General features: G+C 48.2%; 14 protein-coding genes. 8 read left to right on the top strand and 6 right to left on the bottom strand.

Annotated elements, in window-relative coordinates:
* Entirely contained in the window at window positions 1-5,568 is a 5,568-nt protein-coding gene (locus OGV89_RS19370; protein WP_286559147.1) for a hypothetical protein, read from the bottom strand.
* 317 nt (window positions 5,569-5,885) lie between these two features.
* Entirely contained in the window at window positions 5,886-6,881 is a 996-nt protein-coding gene (pgl, locus tag OGV89_RS19365; RefSeq protein ID WP_003023041.1) for a 6-phosphogluconolactonase, read from the bottom strand.
* Window positions 6,882-7,046: 165 nt separating this feature from the next.
* Between pgl and OGV89_RS19360 the strand changes: the two genes are divergently transcribed.
* On the top strand, window positions 7,047-7,865 hold the full coding sequence (locus OGV89_RS19360) for a pyridoxal phosphatase (protein ID WP_048216686.1): 819 nt from the start codon (window positions 7,047-7,049) through the stop codon (window positions 7,863-7,865).
* On the opposite strand, the gene modC is transcribed toward OGV89_RS19360, so the two are convergent.
* The 4 genes from modC to OGV89_RS19340 form a co-directional block, all read right to left on the bottom strand.
* Entirely contained in the window at window positions 7,866-8,924 is a 1,059-nt protein-coding gene (gene modC, locus OGV89_RS19355; protein WP_286559145.1) for a molybdenum ABC transporter ATP-binding protein ModC, read from the bottom strand. It lies immediately after the preceding gene.
* A gap of 2 nt (window positions 8,925-8,926) precedes the next feature.
* Window positions 8,927-9,616 carry a molybdate ABC transporter permease subunit gene (modB, locus tag OGV89_RS19350; RefSeq protein ID WP_003023032.1) on the bottom strand — a complete coding sequence of 230 codons (690 nt, stop codon included), beginning with the start codon at window positions 9,614-9,616 and terminating at the stop codon, window positions 8,927-8,929.
* Window positions 9,616-10,389: a molybdate ABC transporter substrate-binding protein gene (gene modA / locus OGV89_RS19345; RefSeq protein ID WP_003023029.1), complete on the bottom strand. Its 774-nt coding sequence runs from the start codon at window positions 10,387-10,389 to the stop codon at window positions 9,616-9,618. The genes modB and modA overlap by 1 nt, the downstream gene beginning before the upstream one ends.
* A gap of 199 nt (window positions 10,390-10,588) precedes the next feature.
* Window positions 10,589-10,738: an AcrZ family multidrug efflux pump-associated protein gene (locus OGV89_RS19340; RefSeq protein ID WP_003023026.1), complete on the bottom strand. Its 150-nt coding sequence runs from the start codon at window positions 10,736-10,738 to the stop codon at window positions 10,589-10,591.
* Window positions 10,739-10,868: 130 nt separating this feature from the next.
* Between OGV89_RS19340 and modE the strand changes: the two genes are divergently transcribed.
* The 7 genes from modE to gpmA all read left to right on the top strand — a co-directional run bounded on the left by modE (window position 10,869) and on the right by gpmA (window position 18,660).
* On the top strand, window positions 10,869-11,657 hold the full coding sequence (gene modE / locus OGV89_RS19335) for a molybdenum-dependent transcriptional regulator (RefSeq protein WP_003023018.1): 789 nt from the start codon (window positions 10,869-10,871) through the stop codon (window positions 11,655-11,657).
* 67 nt (window positions 11,658-11,724) lie between these two features.
* Window positions 11,725-13,197, top strand: coding sequence for a molybdate ABC transporter ATP-binding protein ModF (gene modF, locus OGV89_RS19330; protein WP_286559142.1), 1,473 nt, complete (start codon window positions 11,725-11,727; stop codon window positions 13,195-13,197).
* A gap of 217 nt (window positions 13,198-13,414) precedes the next feature.
* Window positions 13,415-14,431, top strand: coding sequence for a UDP-glucose 4-epimerase GalE (gene galE / locus OGV89_RS19325; protein WP_003837100.1), 1,017 nt, complete (start codon window positions 13,415-13,417; stop codon window positions 14,429-14,431).
* Window positions 14,432-14,440: 9 nt separating this feature from the next.
* Complete coding sequence (gene galT, locus OGV89_RS19320; protein ID WP_003837102.1) at window positions 14,441-15,487, top strand: galactose-1-phosphate uridylyltransferase; 1,047 nt, start codon at window positions 14,441-14,443, stop codon at window positions 15,485-15,487.
* 3 nt (window positions 15,488-15,490) lie between these two features.
* Entirely contained in the window at window positions 15,491-16,639 is a 1,149-nt protein-coding gene (gene galK, locus OGV89_RS19315; RefSeq protein WP_049002444.1) for a galactokinase, read from the top strand.
* On the top strand, window positions 16,633-17,673 hold the full coding sequence (gene galM / locus OGV89_RS19310) for a galactose-1-epimerase (RefSeq protein WP_003845359.1): 1,041 nt from the start codon (window positions 16,633-16,635) through the stop codon (window positions 17,671-17,673). Before galK ends, galM begins: the two co-directional genes overlap by 7 nt.
* A gap of 234 nt (window positions 17,674-17,907) precedes the next feature.
* Window positions 17,908-18,660 (top strand): 2,3-diphosphoglycerate-dependent phosphoglycerate mutase, encoded by a 753-nt coding sequence (gene gpmA / locus OGV89_RS19305; RefSeq protein WP_003022999.1) that lies wholly within the window; start codon window positions 17,908-17,910, stop codon window positions 18,658-18,660.
* Window positions 18,661-18,723 lie beyond the last annotated feature (63 nt).

Genomic DNA, 18,723 nt, shown 5'->3' with positions numbered 1-18,723 from the left:
TTATTGCGCCAGCACTGGCCGGTTGCTGTAAAGGCGGTTGAGTTCTTTTCTGCTGAGTCCGCGTTCTGGAGTCTTGCTTTGAAGTAAATCATCTGCAGGCTGTACAGCGGCAGTTTCATTTTCATTACTCAATGATGGCTCCAAAACATGTGGATCGTTATCATCAAGTTGTGTATCAATCCTATCATGCTCTTGCTTCTTTGCCAGCTCTAACATATCTGACATCAATTTATCCATTGATAACTCCTTTATAAAGGCAGGGTCAGTCATAGGTGTAACTTTAGCATCTAAGAATGTACTTAAAACAGTAGCATCGTGGGTTTCAATAGTCATATTAGTAGTCACTAGATTTGGGATAAACAGTTCCTTGGGCTTTGTCCCTTCAGAAAGACTGTAACTGGTTGACGTAATAGCATTGTCTTTTATTCTTACTACCTGAAGACATCCATTATATATACGATATGCAAGCCCCTCATCAGGTATTAACCCCCCTGGTCCTACTAGCATACGACGATACATAGACAAAAAATCTTCATAACTCGCCTTAATGTTCACCAGACTATTTTTTTTATCGCTCGGCACTTCCATGTCATGGATTACATTAGCAAACTCATTACTGTGCAATAAATATTCAGCCTTTGATTTCAGAATATTAGCCATAGCATCAATTTTTTCTTTCCTATTAAAATTGGGGGCAATAGCCTTAATAGACTTGCTTGGTGTCAATTTATAGCTAGCAACTTTAAAAATATCAGTTTTATTTTTATGTTTATTTATATATTTACTTGCACTTTCATTTATATTTATTTTCACATAGCGAATAAGAGCTTGAGTAAGTATTTCATCTTTTAAATCTGAATTGAGAACTTTATCAACAAATTGGTCATGATAAAGCTCCATAAAAGCAACGCTATCGACCTTATTTTGTAGAGAAGACACTCGCCAAGACTGGAGGCCGTCTATTGACTGAACAGATCCCTTTGGAATATCTGGCGAAAATGAATATTTACCATTATCACCAATTAATAATTTGAGGTTTGTACCAATCGATAGCGATTTTTCAGGCGTCAAATCGGAACTTGGTGCATTTACTGTCTCTTTGACTTTTTGAGACTGGTGCACACCATCTGTTGATATCACGGATTCATCATGACGTTTAATTTTGTCGGTATTCTGGCTATTTTCTACTACTTTTTCATTTTTTTGAATATAAATTTCATTGCTGTTGTTGACACGCGAACGGGAGGACTCCTGTAGACGGCGGATTTCCCGGCCACTCATCGTTTTGCCAATTACATTATTTTCTTGCAATGATTGAGACGGCGCCAAGGTTCGCAGCGGCAACTCCTGCGAAATATTCTCGCTTACCGGTGACAACATGGATTCCACAGAAACAGCTGCTGTGGGTTTATCCGTACCCGTTTTAGGTAGTGAAACATTGTCATCTTGTACAAGAGCATCAATCATATCATCAAGATAATCTCTAGGTCTCGCCACATCCGACAGATCGTCACTTATCTCATTATCACCAAATGCAGAAATGCTACCCAGTGATGGGTCTGAGTACTTTTCTCCAAAAAATTGATTAAATTTCTTCTTGAAATCCGAGTTAGTTTCAATCATTTTAAAATCAAAGTAGGAGTTGCCGTCAGAATTATCACAATTATATTTTTCATCTTGATAAACCTCCAACAAACCGCTGTTCTTTAATCTAAAATTATTAATCACCTCAACAAATTGAGTTTTATCTACCCCCATTTTTTCAAGTATTGAAAGATCATATTTATAAAGTTGAGATTCAATATTCACCTCACTGATATCATCATTTTTAATAACTTCCTGCGCAATACGACCAGTGGGAACAACAACATCAAGTAATACTCTTGAATTGTTAACACTGGTTTTTACTTCCTCTTGCCACATAAATTTATCTTTAAAACTTGTCGTTTCATTAATAATGGGGTAATTAAATTTATTTTTCACATCGATAGTAACATCTGCCCCACTATATCTTTTTTTAACAAATAATTCATTTAGTGGCAAATCAACTCCATTTTTAAACTTTATAGATGTTAGTCCATTTGAACGGAAACCTTCAACGTCGGGAGATAATAGCGATTTTATTTGTACGGTTGATTCATCCTTCAATAGATAAGGAGCACCTGAGTCTACCCTGGATGCAACAAATAAAAGATCTGCCATAAAACGAAGAAAAATTCCGCCTTCACTCTTCAACTCAATATAATTTTCTGCAAGAATATTTCTAACTTCACTCTCATTACTTTTGCAAAACTCAGAAATAACTTTGCTTGAAAAGTTATTGCCATTATTTTTATATTCTTCAAAAACACCCGGAAACTTATTGACAATGGTCATTAATCTCGGATCAAGACCTTTAGTCTCACTATTGATAATGGGAATTCTATTACCAGAATTAATACTGATAATGTTCTCCTGACCAGGATTATTTTCATTTTCCGCTATTTGCGGCTTAAAATAGCTTTCGATCTTGCTAGTAGTACTATCTATCAGCTTTTGCTGAGATATACCTCCAACTTGCTCGCGAAAATCATCCAATTCCGATGGTGTCATGCTTCTTATATAATCAAATCTGTTTTCATTTATTAATGAATCAATATATTCGATAAAACCTTCATGTGAAGAACGGGTTGTTTTTGCCTCCTCTACTTGCTTAAAATACTCATAGAAATGAGAAGCAGCCAACCCTCTCTCATATTTCTTATAAATACAACCAGGAATAGTATAAATCTTACCATTCACCCCCGGTATTTTAAGATCCCCATTGCCAGATATTGGTTTATATTCTGTTGCAAGTTCATCGAGCTTACCATTGGAGTCATAAAAATATTTAACCTCGACCTTAAGAAATTTTTTATGTTCTGCATCTCCTTGCTTTTCCAACTTAGTGACACACATACCTTTTTCAGTAAACTCAACACCATCATAGGGGATACTAATTTTTTTAAAAATTGACTTTTGCCGTTCAATTTCTTTAAGCATCTCTTTTTTTTCTGCTCTATCAGAGGTTTTCCTTGCCATTTCCTCAAGAGCATTTACATTTTTTAACGTATATACTTCATTATTAAATGTTATTTTAAACTCAGGAGTATTCGGCTCCACAGGAACAGTTGAACCAGTCGATACTGTAGATGTATTTGATACAATGGTTTCTTTACCAGAATTTAACCCTACAATCAGTGTATCCTCTACAGATTCACTGGCTCGCCCCATTTCTTCTTCGTTTGACAACATATCGATAAACAGGTCTGGCTCACTGGCTTGATTCACTACAGCTTCAGTTGTCTGTGTATCAACAATATGCTCACTCGCTTCAGGCTGACTGGGTTGCCCTACTGTAGCGTTAGTTTTTGCATTTTGCGGTAAATCACTAGCCCATTTTAGAAACTCATTAACTCTTTTTGCCTGTTTCTCAGTTGCGCGACATTGTTCTTTAGATTCTTTATTCTGATGATGGCTTAGCGCCATTCCGTTTACAGAAGTTAATTTATCGTCATTAAGCGTGCTGATCTCTCTAAGCGCATGAGATGAAAATGTAAAAGCGGCACCTTTTATATCGACCATTTTTTCTATTGACGAAAGCAAATACTTCAACTGACTTTCTCTGGTAATTGCCAGATGATGATATTTTCTGGCTAACTCCCTGTTGCCCGATGTATGTTCTTTACTTGAATACGAGGCATACTTATCCCATGCCATAGCAGATTCTTGTTGTAAAAAAAGAACTTTATCTTTCGGCGATAAGTCATGGTAGTATGACCTCACGACAGAGAAGTCTTTTATAGCATCTTTAACTGCAAAAGACTCAATGTGGTTATCCAGCCAGGCAATTTGCTGTCTTGAACTTTCTCGCTCATATTTGTTTTTAAGTTCGTGAAGCCCAGATATCTTGCTATCTCTCAATTCCCTGAGTGTATCAATACCTTTCTGAGAAAACTCATACTCTACATTATTTTTTTTAAGGCACTCTGCAACCATACTCGCCATACTACCGGGTTCTGCTCCGGTGATATTTTTCAACTCTATTTTAAGTGAGATAATTTCTTTACGATATGCTTTATTTTTTAACAGATTCAACTGTCTGGCTAGTTTACCAATCTCTTGTCCATATTCTAAAGTTTTGGCATCATCATCCGTGATGCCATTATGCTCCAGATGATTGAGTAACTCCTTTTCCTTTCGTTTCAGTTCACTCTTAATTTTTTTAGGGTTTAGCGATGCCAGTTCCTCCAGACTGGAAATAGCACTCTTGATATTATCCGCTCTCGAAGATACCAGCTTAATATCTTGTATTCCGCTAAAATTATTACTGTTCACCATGTTACTCAGAGCGGTTTGATAGTCAGAGCCAGCGTAAACAGTATTAATATACAGCTTGAATTTTTCACCATTATAAATCGTAGGAAGATATTTCTCCCCATCAGCTTTAGATATAAATTTAAGATAACCCTCTTTAACAAGATTCTCAATAACTGCACAACGAAGTTTATCTTTATCTGTCCAGCCTTCCATGGATTTTGCAGACCAGTCCGCACACAGTGCATCAATCCCTTTCGCGTAATGTTTTTTAGCCGTAGACCGCGTCAGAGCCTGAGAATCTGCATGGCGTTTACTTTGTTGTAGCGCTTCCCAATTTTTACCATTAGAGTTACGGAACATTGAATTGATATTATTCTGCAAATGATACAGCTTATCCTTTCCAAAAAACTCCTTAACATCAGCATCTATTCCTATACCTATAACCCTGGCAGGAACACCACTGCCAAATTCATGAACAAGAGATTTTACATATTCACTGACTTTATTCTCTTGAGAATATTTTGATGTATCCAAAAGTGTGGGGAAGTGTGTCTCTAAAGATTCTTTTCCATATAACACGCCGAGAGGAAGTGCATTATTTTCGTTAAGAATGATATTCTGGCTTTTCTCACGGATAAATAACTTTAAATTCGCAATATTATTTGGCTTGTCAAAAGTACTATATTTTACCTCAGGCTCCTGCCAGGCAATTATATTATCCCATGAAATGGTCTTGCCGTTATATTGAATTCCTTTAGTACTAATTAATTTATTTCCTTTACTATCGGTGGCACTTTCAGCAATGAGTGTCATTCTCTCTTTTCTGTCTAACGTTCTGGCAAATGTAGTCCCATCATCCTTCTCGACCAAGGAATAGTGGACCAGAGCATTACCAACATGTTTAGCTGGTACATGTAAATTAAGGGTACCCTTGCCATCACCGCTGCCAGAATCAAGGGTCAAGGTTCCCATGACACTAACCTGCGATTTTAGAGGCACATTAATAGTCGCCGTAGCTTCACTTTTCGGTCGACAATCAGAAAGACGTCGAATGGTGTGACATGTTTCGGCTCTGGAAAGTTTTTGGCCTGATAGATTAGATACAGATTGAATGTTATCCCTAAAGTTGTCTACCGTTTTGTTTCTGTGTAATTGTTTCGGAATTGAATTTTGTACTTCAGGTACAGCGCGACATTGGCTTCCAGCATTCAATAAATAAATTTCGCTCATATTATCCCCCAGAAAATAATCCATTTAACTATCAATGTTTTGAATAAATCACAGCAAGCATATATGCAGAATCTATTCTTTTCACCGTATAGAATCTCATATGCTTTGAATGGAAAATTTCAAAAAACGCTCCATTTTCCGAAAAATTTTTACGCAAAAATTCAGTGATATTTAATGCAGAAAAAAGGAAGAAACTAAATCGTCAGCAGAAACGCAAGTCCAGCCTACTGTAGAAGGGAATTAAACAAGCAGAAACAGCAAAAGTATTTGCAATCAATCTTAAAGATAGCGACGCCCGCTAACGGGCGTCGCTATTGTTAGTACGCGTTAACCACCACCCACATCGGGCCTTGTCCAACCGCGTAACGACCGTTCTCTGTCAACAGTCCTTGTTCGCCTGCAATCTTATACACCGCGATATGGTGCGATTTTTGCCCGGCGGCAATCAGGTATTTTCCGCTGTGATCGATATTAAAACCACGTGGCTGAGTTTCGGTAGGCTGGAAACCCTCTTTAGTCAGCACGCTACCGTCTTCAGACACGCTAAAGACTGTAATCAGGCTGGCGGTGCGATCACAGGCATACAGATGACGCCCATCAGGTGTGATATGAATATCTGCTGCCCAACGGGTATCAGCGAAATCTGCAGGCATCATATCCAGCGTCTGCACACACTCAATTTTGCCGTACGGATCTTTCAGCTCCCAGACATCAACAGAGCTGTTCAGCTCGTTCACACAGTAGGCATATTGCTTATTCGGATGGAACGCCATATGACGCGGGCCCGCGCCTTCCACGGTAGTCACTTCAGCCGGTTCCTGCGCGACCAGATGGCCATCATCGCTTACGTCAAACAGGCAGATACGATCCTGTTTCAACGCCGGAACCCACAGGGTACGGTTATCCGGAGAGATGTTGGCTGAGTGGCAACCATCCAGACCCTCAACCACGTCAACCAGTTCCACCGGCAGACCATCTTCCAGACGCGTGACGCTCACGCTGCCAGCGTTATAAGAACCCACGAACACGAAACGTCCCTGATGATCGGTAGAAATATGCGTCGGGCTACCCGGCAGCGCAGACTCTGCCGCGAAGGTCAGCGCACCGTCATCAGGCGCAATACGATAAGCCAACACGCGAAACTCCGGGCGCACGCCAACATAGAGGTAACGCTTATCCGGGCTGACGACCATCGGCTGTACCTGACCCGGCACATCAACCACCTGTGTCAGCGTCAGAGAACCATCGTGATTCAGGCTCCAGACGTGGATTTGCTGACTTTCAGGGCTGGCGGTATAAACGGTTTGCTTCATGAATACTCCTTTGCTTTTTGGCAGGTGGCTGCAATTGCCTGACACACGCCTAAGGTAGACGCTTTTAACGGTGAATGCTTAATTAAGGCTCAGAATTTTGTCCGGCTCCCGTCTCGGTGTACCATTCCAACAGACATAATTCTCAACATTAATCTGGATAAACCTATGACCGCACGCGTGATTGCCCTGGATTTAGACGGTACCCTCTTGACCCCGAAAAAAACCTTGCTGCCATCCTCTCTCGAAGCGCTCTCGCGCGCCAGAGAAGCAGGCTACCAACTTATCATTGTCACAGGTCGCCATCACGTTGCTATTCATCCTTTTTATCAGGCACTGGCGCTGGATACACCTGCAATTTGCTGTAACGGTACCTATTTGTATGATTATCAAGCAAAAAAGGTGCTGGAATCCGATCCCCTTCCGGTAGACCAGGCATTACAGCTGATCGAAATGCTGGATGAACATCAGATCCACGGGCTGATGTATGTGGATGAGGCCATGCTGTATGAGCGCCCTACCGGGCATGTAGTGCGTACTGCTAACTGGGCACAAACGCTGCCGCCGGAACAGCGCCCGACCTTCACCCAGGTTCCTTCGCTGGCGCAGGCGGCGCATGACGTTAACGCCGTCTGGAAATTTGCTCTGACCGACGAAGATATTCCGAAACTGCAGCAGTTTGGCCGGTATGTCGAGCAACATCTGGGGCTGGAGTGTGAATGGTCCTGGCACGATCAGGTCGACATTGCCCGTAAAGGCAACAGTAAAGGACGACGCTTGACCCAGTGGATAGAAGCACAGGGCGGGTCAATGGAAAACGTGATTGCCTTTGGCGATAACTTTAACGATATCAGCATGCTGGAAGCCGCAGGCACCGGCGTAGCCATGGGCAACGCGGATGACGCGGTCAAAGCACGCGCCAACATCGTGATTGGTGATAACACCACCGACAGCATCGCGAAATTTATCTACTCTCACCTGCTGTAATCAGGCGGTAATCGATACGCTCTTAATTTGCGCGTACAGCCACAGGCCAGGTTTGATACCCAGTTCATCCCTGGCCCATGGGCTGATCTTCGCCCACAGCGTCTTACCGCCCACCTCAAGCTGAACTTCCACCTGACCGTTGTCGTCATAGCATTGCGCGACTTTTGCCCGGAGAACATTACGAATACTGGTCTGTTGCGGCGGTTGCAGTACCAATGAAACATCAGAGGCCTGAATACGAATACGCAGCGCGGTTTGCAGCGGTTGCTCCAGCTTGTTGACCCACAGATGCTGATCGCCAAGCGCCAGCGCGGTCATCGCGTAGTGTGGATGATGTTCCAGCACGCTGACTTTCAGAATACTGCTTTGCTGTTCCTTAGGCAGCCAGGGGTGCATCACGCTGCTGCCCCAGATATCTTCCAACGAACCAAACGCTTTGACCTGCCCGTTTTCCAGCACCATCACTTTATCTGCCAGGTGCAAAATCTCATCAAGCGAGTGGCTGACGTACAGCATCGGAATATTAATTTCCCGCGCCAGGCGTTGCAGATAAGGCAGCAGTTCGCGTTTACGCGGTATATCCAGAGAGGCTAACGGCTCATCAAGCAGCAATAACTCAGGCGCGGTCAGCAGCGCCCGACCGATGGCGACACGCTGCTTTTCACCGCCAGAAAGACCGCCTGGCAGACGGTCAAGCAGCGGTTCAATGCCCAACAACGCCACCAGCTTATCAAACTGTCCGGCCATGCTTTTCGCCATACCGTAACGCAGGTTGCCGCGCACTTTATAGTGCGGGAACAGGCGCGCGTCCTGGAAAACATAGCCCACCCGGCGTTTTTCCGGCGTTAAACAGATACCGTTCTCGACGTCGTTTAACACCCGACCGTTGAGCACGATGCGCCCGGACTGCGGCTGCGTCAGACCACTGATGGCGTTAATCAGTGAGGTTTTGCCCGCACCGGAAACGCCAAAAATAGCGGTGATGCCGCTGGCTGGCAGCGTTTCGTTGAGCGTCAGACAATGCGTCCCCAGCGTCTGGGAGAAATTAAGTTCAAGCATGATTATCGCCCCGTCCGCTCACGGCTAATACGCGCCAGCCATTCAGAAATCAGCAGCGAAATCAGCGCCAACACAATGGAAATGATACATAACCTCGCCGCCGCGCTTTCGCCGCCGGGGGTTTGGATCAGGGTATACATCGCCGAAGGAATGGTGCGGGTTTCACCAGGAATGTTGGAAACAAAGGTAATGGTTGCGCCGAATTCCCCAAGGGAACGCGCAAACGCCAGCACCGTACCAACAATAATGCCGGGCAGCATCAGCGGTAACGTAATGGTCATAAAGACGCGCCAGCGTCCGGCTCCCAGTGTGCGGGCCGCCTGCTCCAGCTTGACGTCGACACCTTCCAGCGCCAAACGAATAGCCCGCACCATGAGCGGGAAGGACATCACCGCAGCGGCCAGCACCGCCCCACGCCAGCTAAAGGCAAAAGTGATGCCAAACCAGTCGTACAGCCATTCGCCAATGAATCCGCGCCGTCCCATAGAGACCAACAGCAGATACCCCACCACCACAGGCGGCAGAACCAGCGGCAAATGCAGTACGCTGTCGAGCAGCGCTTTGCCTGGGAACTTGCATCGCACCAGTAGCCAGGCAAAGAAGATCCCAAATGGCAGACTAAACAACACGGCCAGGGAAGAAACTTTCAGGCTCAGTATAACGGCCTGCCATTCAGGATCGGTCAGTATCATTACTTGGTCGTAAATCCATAACGTTTAAAGATTTCAGCAGCCTGCGGTCCTTTCAGGTAATCATAGAACGCGCTAACCGTTGCGTTTTTGTGCCCATCAACAATCGCGATAGGGTATTCCACTTTTTTGTGCGAATCTTCCGGGAAGGTCGCCACAACTTTTACGCCCTTGCTGGCGACGGCGTCAGAACCATAGACGATCCCCAGCGGCGCTTCGTTACGCTCTACCAGCGCCAGCGCACCGCGCACGTCTTCAGCAGGAGCCAGTTTCGGGGCCAGGGTATCCCATGCACCCAGTTTTTGCAGCGCTTCTTTGGCATAAATGCCTGCCGGAACATGTTCCGGATCGCCAACAGCCAGGCGTCCACCGTTCAACAGACTGGTCCAGTTGGTTTTGCTGTCGATGGTGAAGTCTTTCTGTGCGCTGGCTTTCGGCGCAACCACCACCAGGCTGTTACCCAACAGCGTTTCACGCGTTGCGGTATCAATCGACTTCTTGTCTACCGCGTAGTCCATCCATTTCTGATCGGCAGAAATAAACAGATCGGCCGGTGCGCCTGCTTCAATCTGACGCGCCAGTGTGGAAGAAGAAGCAAAAGAGGAGACAACATCAACGTTCTTCTCTTTTTTATATTGCGTTGCAATGTCCTGCATCGCGTTGGTCAGCGAAGCCGCTGCGAAAACGGTAATCTTTCCTTCATCCGCCAGCGCATGTCCGGCAACAGTAAGAGAAAGAGTTGCCCCTGCAAACAAGCGTAACCATGTACGTGCCATCTGTAACTCCTTTGCGTTTCGTTATGTAGGCGCAAATATAACGATTAAACCAGGATTTTCCCAGTGGTTATTGATACCAATTAGAGGTTACACAAAGAAAATATCGGCAGGGAAAGCAGGATCTTGAGAAACTGTAGCGAGAGAAAACGAGTAGGAAGGCAAAAAATATAAACGCCCGACTGAGCGGGCGTTTGGGGAATCAATGATTCTGTCTGGACTGGTCTTTCTGGCCGATACCGGAGAAAATGTTGAACACTTCACCCAGTCCGTAAATCAGACCCAGAATGATGGCCATTACCACAGGTACCATGATTACGGCGAATACCAGACTTTTCAATAACTCTAACATGGTCAACTCCAGATATAGTCCTTAGTTGTATTCTAACCACATAACGCAGAAAAGCACTCCCCTTTTGTGCGGTCGGCTTTGCTCAGGCACGGTTTTCCGTCACAATACCCTTTTTTGCCAGGAGCTTGTGATGCAGGCCGAAATCCTTCTTACGCTGAAACTTCAGCAAAAACTGTTTGCTGATCCCCGTCGCATTTCTCTGCTTAAGCACATTGCGCTTTCCGGTTCCATCAGTCAGGGCGCGAAGGATGCAGGTATCAGCTACAAAAGCGCCTGGGATGCGATTAACGAAATGAACCAGCTCAGCGAGCAGACGCTGGTTGAACGTGCCACAGGCGGTAAAGGCGGCGGTGGCGCGGTGTTAACGCGCTATGGCCAACGTTTAATCCAGTTATATGATTTACTGGCGCAAATCCAACAAAAAGCTTTTGATGTTTTGAGCGATGACGATGCGCTACCGCTCAACAGCCTGCTGGCAGCTATCTCGCGTTTTTCACTGCAAACCAGCGCCCGTAACCAGTGGTTTGGCACCATTACCGCTCGCGACCACGATCAGGTCCAGCAGCATGTTGACGTCCTGCTGGCCGATGGCGAAACGCGCCTGAAAGTGGCAATCACTGCGCAAAGCGGCGAGCGTCTGGGTCTTGAGGAAGGCAAAGAAGTACTGATTTTGCTGAAAGCGCCGTGGGTGGGAATCACTCAGGACGACGCCATCGCTCAGGCTGCCGATAACCAGTTGCAGGGCACGATTAGCCATATTGAACGCGGTGCGGAACAGTGTGAAGTGCTGATGACGTTGCCAGATGGCCAGACGCTCTGCGCGACGTTGCCGATAGATCAGACCCACACATTAACTGAAGGCGCTAACGTCACAGCATATTTTAATGCTGATAGAGTGATTATCGCCACGCTGTGCTGAGTTGATTGACATCAGCCCGAAGAACACGTATCCCTGTTATTCATCGCTGCAAATAATGGGATACAAAATGTCATCGTTGCAAATTTCGCAAGGCATGTTTCGTCTTAGCGACACAAAAACGCTCCAGTTAGATGCGTTGACGTTAAACGCGGGTGATAGCTGGGCGTTTGTTGGATCTAATGGTAGCGGGAAATCTGCGCTGGCCCGCGCGCTGGCGGGCGAGTTGCCGCTCCTGAAAGGCGAACGCCGCTGCCAGTTCACACGTATTACCCGACTCTCCTTTGAGCAGCTCCAAAAGCTGGTCAGCAACGAGTGGCAGCGGAACAACACCGACCTTCTTAGTCCCGGTGAAGACGACACAGGGCGCACCACCGCAGAAATCATTCAGGATGAGGTCAACGATCCCGCCCGCTGCGCTGCGCTGGCGCAGCAGTTTGGCATTTCAGCCCTACTCAACAGGCGTTTCAAATACCTTTCCACCGGTGAAACACGCAAAACTCTGCTCTGCCAGGCATTAATGTCCACGCCAGATTTGCTGATCCTTGATGAACCCTTTGACGGGCTGGACGTCGCGTCCCGCCGCCAGTTAGCACAACTGCTCGATGAGCTGCACCAGGCCGGTTTAACGCTGGTACTGGTGCTTAATCGCTTTGATGAAATTCCCGAATTCGTGCAGTTTGCCGGCGTGCTTGCCGATTGCACACTGACGGAAACCGGCGCAAAAATCGACCTTCTGCAACAGGCATTAATCGCTCAGCTTGCCCATAGCGAGCGGCTGGAAGGCATCCAGTTACCCGAGCCGGATGAGCCTTCAGTACGCCACACATTGTCAGATAACGAGCCGCGCATTGTGCTTAACGATGGCACCGTCTCGTATAACGATCGCCCTATCCTGCATCATCTGAGCTGGCGGGTAAATCCGGGGGAACACTGGCAAATCGTCGGCCCCAACGGTGCGGGGAAATCAACCCTGCTCAGTTTAATCACCGGCGATCATCCCCAGGGATATAGCAACGACCTGACCCTGTTTGGCCGACGCCGGGGCAGCGGTGAAACTATCTGGGATATCAAAAAACACATTGGCTATGTCAGCAGCAGCCTGCATTTGGATTACCGGGTAAGTACAACAGTTCGCAACGTTATTCTCTCCGGTTATTTCGATTCAATCGGCATTTATCAGGCCGTCTCCGACAGGCAGCACAAGCTGGTACAAAAGTGGCTGGATATTCTTGGCATCGATAAACGTACCGCGGATGCTCCATTTCATAGTCTTTCCTGGGGACAGCAGCGGCTGGCATTGATTGTTCGTGCTCTGGTGAAACATCCTACATTGCTGATCCTCGATGAACCCTTGCAAGGATTAGATCCGCTCAACCGCCAACTGATCCGTCGGTTTGTGGATGTCCTGATCGGTGAAGGCGAAACTCAGCTTTTGTTCGTCTCTCATCACGCCGAAGATGCCCCGGCCTGCATTACCCATCGGCTAGAGTTTGTACCCGAGGGAGATATCTACGCTTATCGACAAACCTCTCTGCGTTAATTTTCATGCCAGGGCGTTTATCACTCCCTTTTTTCTGCTTTTTTTTCAGACAATCGCTGAAATAACGACCTAACATAATGATTTATAATAAATTAACCAGCAGCATCGAGTGAAAATCTTGGAGTGTAAACGATTCCACTAATTTATTCCGTGTCACACTTTTCGCATCTTTGTTATGCTATGGTTATTGCATACCATAGGCTTAACGGAGCGAATTATGAGAGTATTGGTTACAGGTGGTAGCGGTTACATTGGAAGCCACACTTGCGTGCAGTTGCTGAAAAACGGTCACGAGGTGGTGATCCTGGATAATCTCTGCAACAGCAAGCGCAGCGTACTGCCCGTCATTGAGCGTTTAGGCGGCAAGCATCCGACCTTCGTGGAAGGAGACATCCGTAACGAAGCGCTGATAACCGAAATTCTGCACGATCATGCCATTGATACGGTCATCCATTTTGCCGGTTTAAAAGCCGTTGGAGAATCCGTTGCCAAGCCGCTGGAGTACTATGACAACAACGTCAACGGCACTCTGCGTCTGGTGAATGCAATGCGCGCAGCCAACGTGAAAAACTTCATTTTCAGCTCCTCCGCGACCGTCTATGGCGATCAGCCGCAAATTCCTTACGTTGAAAGCTTCCCCACCGGCACGCCACAAAGTCCGTACGGCAAAAGCAAGCTGATGGTGGAACAGATCCTGACCGATCTGCAAAAAGCTCAGCCCGACTGGAGCATTGCCCTGCTGCGCTACTTTAACCCTGTTGGCGCTCATCCGTCAGGAGATATGGGGGAAGATCCGCAAGGTATTCCAAACAACCTGATGCCTTACATCGCGCAGGTTGCCGTTGGCCGCCGCGAGTCTCTTGCCATATTTGGCAATGACTACCCTACTGAAGATGGCACCGGCGTACGCGACTACATCCATGTGATGGATCTCGCCGACGGCCACGTTGCCGCCATGGAAAAACTGGCAGGCATTCAGGGTGTGCATATTTATAACCTCGGTGCAGGCATCGGCAGCAGCGTGCTGGACGTGGTCCACGCCTTCAGCAAAGCCTGTGGTAAACCGGTGAATTACCACTTCGCCCCGCGCCGTGAAGGCGATCTTCCGGCCTACTGGGCTGATGCCAGCAAAGCCGATCGCGAGCTCAACTGGCGCGTGACCCGCACATTGGATGAAATGGCACAAGATACCTGGCACTGGCAGTCACGCCACCCACAGGGATATTCGGATTAAGGACCAATCATGACGCAATTCAATCCTGTCGATCATCCACACCGCCGTTTTAACCCGCTCACCGGGCAGTGGATCCTCGTATCACCGCATCGCGCCAAACGCCCGTGGCAAGGGGCGCAGGAAACTCCGTCTAAGCAGGTACTACCTGCACATGACCCGGACTGCTTCCTGTGCGCTGGCAATACGCGCGTTACCGGCGACAAAAACCCGGATTACACCGGGACCTATGTCTTTACCAATGACTTTGCGGCGCTGATGTCCGATACCCCCGACGCGCCGGACAGTCACGATCCGTTGATGCGCTGCCAGAGCGCGCGCGGTACCAGCCGCGTGATTTGCTTCTCACCCGATCACAGCAAAACGTTGCCGGAACTCAGCGTCCCTGCACTGACAGAAATCGTAAAAACGTGGCAGGAGCAGACCGAAGACTTAGGGAAAACCTATCCCTGGGTGCAGGTATTTGAGAATAAAGGCGCAGCGATGGGGTGCTCGAACCCGCACCCACACGGACAAATTTGGGCCAACAGCTTTTTGCCTAACGAAGCCGAACGTGAAGATCGCCTGCAGAAAGCGTACTTCGCCGAACAAGGCGCGCCAATGCTCGTTGATTACGTCCAGCGCGAACTGGCGGACGGCAGTCGTACGGTCGTAGAAACCGAGCACTGGCTGGCGGTTGTGCCTTACTGGGCCGCGTGGCCGTTCGAAACGCTGCTGCTGCCGAAAGCGCATGTGCTGCGTATTACCGATTTGAGCGACGAACAGCGTGCTGACCTGGCGCTGGCGTTGAAAAAACTGACCAGTCGTTACGACAATCTGTTCCAGTGTTCATTCCCCTACTCCATGGGCTGGCACGGAGCACCGTTTAACGGTGAAGAAAACCAACACTGGCAGTTGCATGCACACTTTTATCCGCCGCTGCTGCGTTCCGCGACTGTGCGTAAATTTATGGTCGGATATGAAATGCTGGCAGAAACCCAGCGCGACCTGACGGCAGAACAAGCGGCTGAACGACTGCGTGCGGTCAGCGACATCCATTTTCGCGAATCCGGAGTTTAAATAATGAGTCTGAAAGAAAAAACACAATCTCTGTTTGCAGAAACATTTGGCTACCCTGCCACCCATACTATTCAGGCACCGGGTCGTGTAAACCTGATCGGCGAGCATACCGATTATAACGACGGCTTCGTTCTGCCTTGCGCCATCAACTATCAAACCGTTATCAGTTGTGCGGCACGCGACGATCGAAAAGTCCGCGTGATCGCCGCTGATTACGACAATCAGATTGATGAGTTCTCGCTTGATGCGCCGATTATCGCCCACGACAGCCAGCAGTGGTCAAACTACGTGCGTGGCGTAGTGAAACATCTGCAAAAGCGCAATAACACCTTTGGCGGCGCTGATCTGGTGATCAGCGGTAACGTCCCACAGGGCGCGGGGTTAAGTTCTTCTGCCTCGCTGGAAGTTGCTGTGGGTACGGTATTCCAGCAGCTCTATCATCTGCCGCTCGACGGCGCGCAGATTGCCCTGAACGGTCAGGAAGCTGAAAACCAGTTTGTCGGCTGTAACTGCGGCATTATGGATCAGTTGATCTCGGCACTTGGTAAGAAAGATCATGCGCTACTGATCGACTGCCGAACGCTTGGCACCAAAGCAGTTTCTATGCCTGAGGGCGTAGCGGTGGTGATCATCAACAGTAACTTTAAACGTACGCTGGTCGGTAGCGAATACAACACCCGTCGCGAACAGTGTGAAACCGGCGCTCGTTTCTTCCAGCAGCCAGCGCTGCGTGATGTTAACCTTGAAGCGTTTAACGCCGTCGCCCACGAATTGGATCCGATCGTCGCCAAACGCGTTCGCCACGTGATCACGGAAAATGCGCGTACCGTTGAAGCAGCACAGGCGCTGGAAAAAGGCGACCTGCTGCGTATGGGCCAACTGATGGCGGAATCTCACGCCTCAATGCGCGATGACTTTGAAATTACCGTGCCGCAAATTGATACGCTGGTTGAGATTGTCAAAGCGACCATTGGCGATAAAGGCGGTGTACGCATGACCGGCGGCGGCTTCGGCGGCTGTATAGTGGCGCTGATCCCGCAAGATTTGGTGCCAGCCGTACAGCAAGCTGTCGCTGAGCAGTACGAAGCAAAAACTGGAATTAAAGAAACATTCTACGTCTGCAAACCTTCTCAAGGAGCCGGACAATGTTAAACGAAATCCCCGTGCAGGCTCCGGACGGTCAGCCGTTTCGCCTGCTCACCCTGCGCAATGACGCAGGGATGGTGGTCACGCTGATGGATTGGGGCGCGACCCTACTCTCTGCGCGTATTCCGCTCAGCGATGGTAGCGTGCGCGAAGCATTACTCGGTTGCGCCAGCCCGGAACAATACCCGGAACAGGTTGCATTTCTGGGGGCTTCGATTGGTCGCTACGCTAATCGTATCGCCAACAGCCGTTATACCTTTGCTGGCGAAACCGTTGAATTAATACCAAGTCAGAGCGACAACCAGCTGCACGGCGGGCCGGACGGTTTCGACAAACGTCGCTGGCAGATAGTCAATCAAAATGACCGCCAGGTGCTGTTCGCCTTAACGTCCGACGATGGCGATCAGGGCTTCCCTGGCCATCTTTGCGCTACCGTGCAGTATCGCCTGACTGACGATAATCGTATTTCGATAACCTACCGCGCCACGGTCGATAAGCCCTGCCCGGTGAATCTGACGAATCACGTTTATTTCAACCTCGACGGTGACAAAACGGATGTGCGCCAACACAAGCTGCAAATCCTCGCCGACGAGTACTTGCCGGTTGATGAAATGGGCATCCCGCACGACGGACTGAAATCCGTCGCTGGTAGCACTTTCGATTTCCGTACGCCTAAGATCATCAGCAGTGAATTTCTTGCCGATGACGATCAGCGCAAGGTAAAAGGTTACGATCACGCCTTCCTGCTCCAGGCACAGGGCAATACGCATACGCCGGTCGCTCGACTGTGGTCCCAGGATGAAAAACTGCAGATGGAGGTCTACACCTCCGCCCCGGCATTACAGTTTTATTCCGGGAATTTCCTCGGCGGTACGCCATCCCGTGGTCCTGATGCCTACGCCGACTGGCAAGGTCTGGCGCTGGAAAGCGAGTTCCTGCCGGACAGCCCGAACCATCCGGAATGGCCGCAGCCAGACTGCTTCCTGCGTCCTGGCGAAGAGTACGCCAGCGTGACGGAATACCGGTTTATTCCAGCTTAATCGTTCCCCCCCTCCCAGGCCCGATGACGTAACGTATCGGGCCTGTTGCTTGTTTATCACAGTAGAACCGCTCAAATCCCCACCGTTCAAAGACAAAATCGCAACCTTGAGTTCACAAGAACCTTACACTGTGGCGCTATTTTCGCTATGGTTATGCGTAAGGATTGCCGCTGACGCATTACGGCAATATAATGAGAATTATTATCATTAAATATGATTTATAGGAGTGAGTGTATGGCTGTAACTAAGCTGGTTCTGGTACGTCACGGTGAAAGTCAGTGGAACAACGAGAACCGTTTTACCGGTTGGTATGACGTTGATCTGTCCGAGAAAGGTGTGGGCGAAGCAAAAGCGGCAGGTAAACTGCTGAAAGAGGAAGGCTACAGCTTCGATTTTGCTTATACCTCTGTGCTGAAACGTGCCATTCACACCCTGTGGAACGTACTGGACGAACTGGATCAGGCCTGGCTGCCGGTTGAGAAATCCTGGAAACTGAACGAACGTCATTACGGCGCGCTGCAGGGTCTGAACAAAGCTGAAACCGCTGAAAAATACGGTGACGAGCAGGTTAAACAATGGCGTCGCGGCTTTGCGGTAACGCCACCGGAACTGACCAAAGATGACGAGCGTTATCCGGGTCACGATCCGCGTTATGCGAAGCTGACCGACAAAGAGTTACCGGTTACCGAAAGCCTGGCGCTGACCATCGATCGCGTTATCCCCTACTGGAACGAAACTATTCTGCCGCGCATGAAAAGCGGTGAGCGTGTGATTATCGCCGCTCACGGTAACTCTCTGCGTGCGCTGGTTAAATACCTGGATAACATGGGCGAAGATGAGATCCTTGAACTGAACATTCCGACCGGCGTACCGCTGGTATATGAGTTCGACGAAAACTTCAAACCGATCAAACACTACTATCTGGGTAACGCTGACGAGATCGCAGCAAAAGCGGCAGCCGTTGCGAACCAGGGTAAAGCGAAGTAATTTTCATCCCGGGTCAAACGAAAAAAGCGTGGAATGCTCCACGCTTTTTTATTGCCAGATAGT

Origin of the sequence: Citrobacter sp. Cf125 (genome assembly GCF_030333935.1) — a bacterium.
GTDB lineage: Bacteria > Pseudomonadota > Gammaproteobacteria > Enterobacterales > Enterobacteriaceae > Citrobacter > Citrobacter freundii.
Note: the sequence above shows the minus strand (reverse complement) of the source record. Positions and strands in the feature narration are given on the sequence as shown.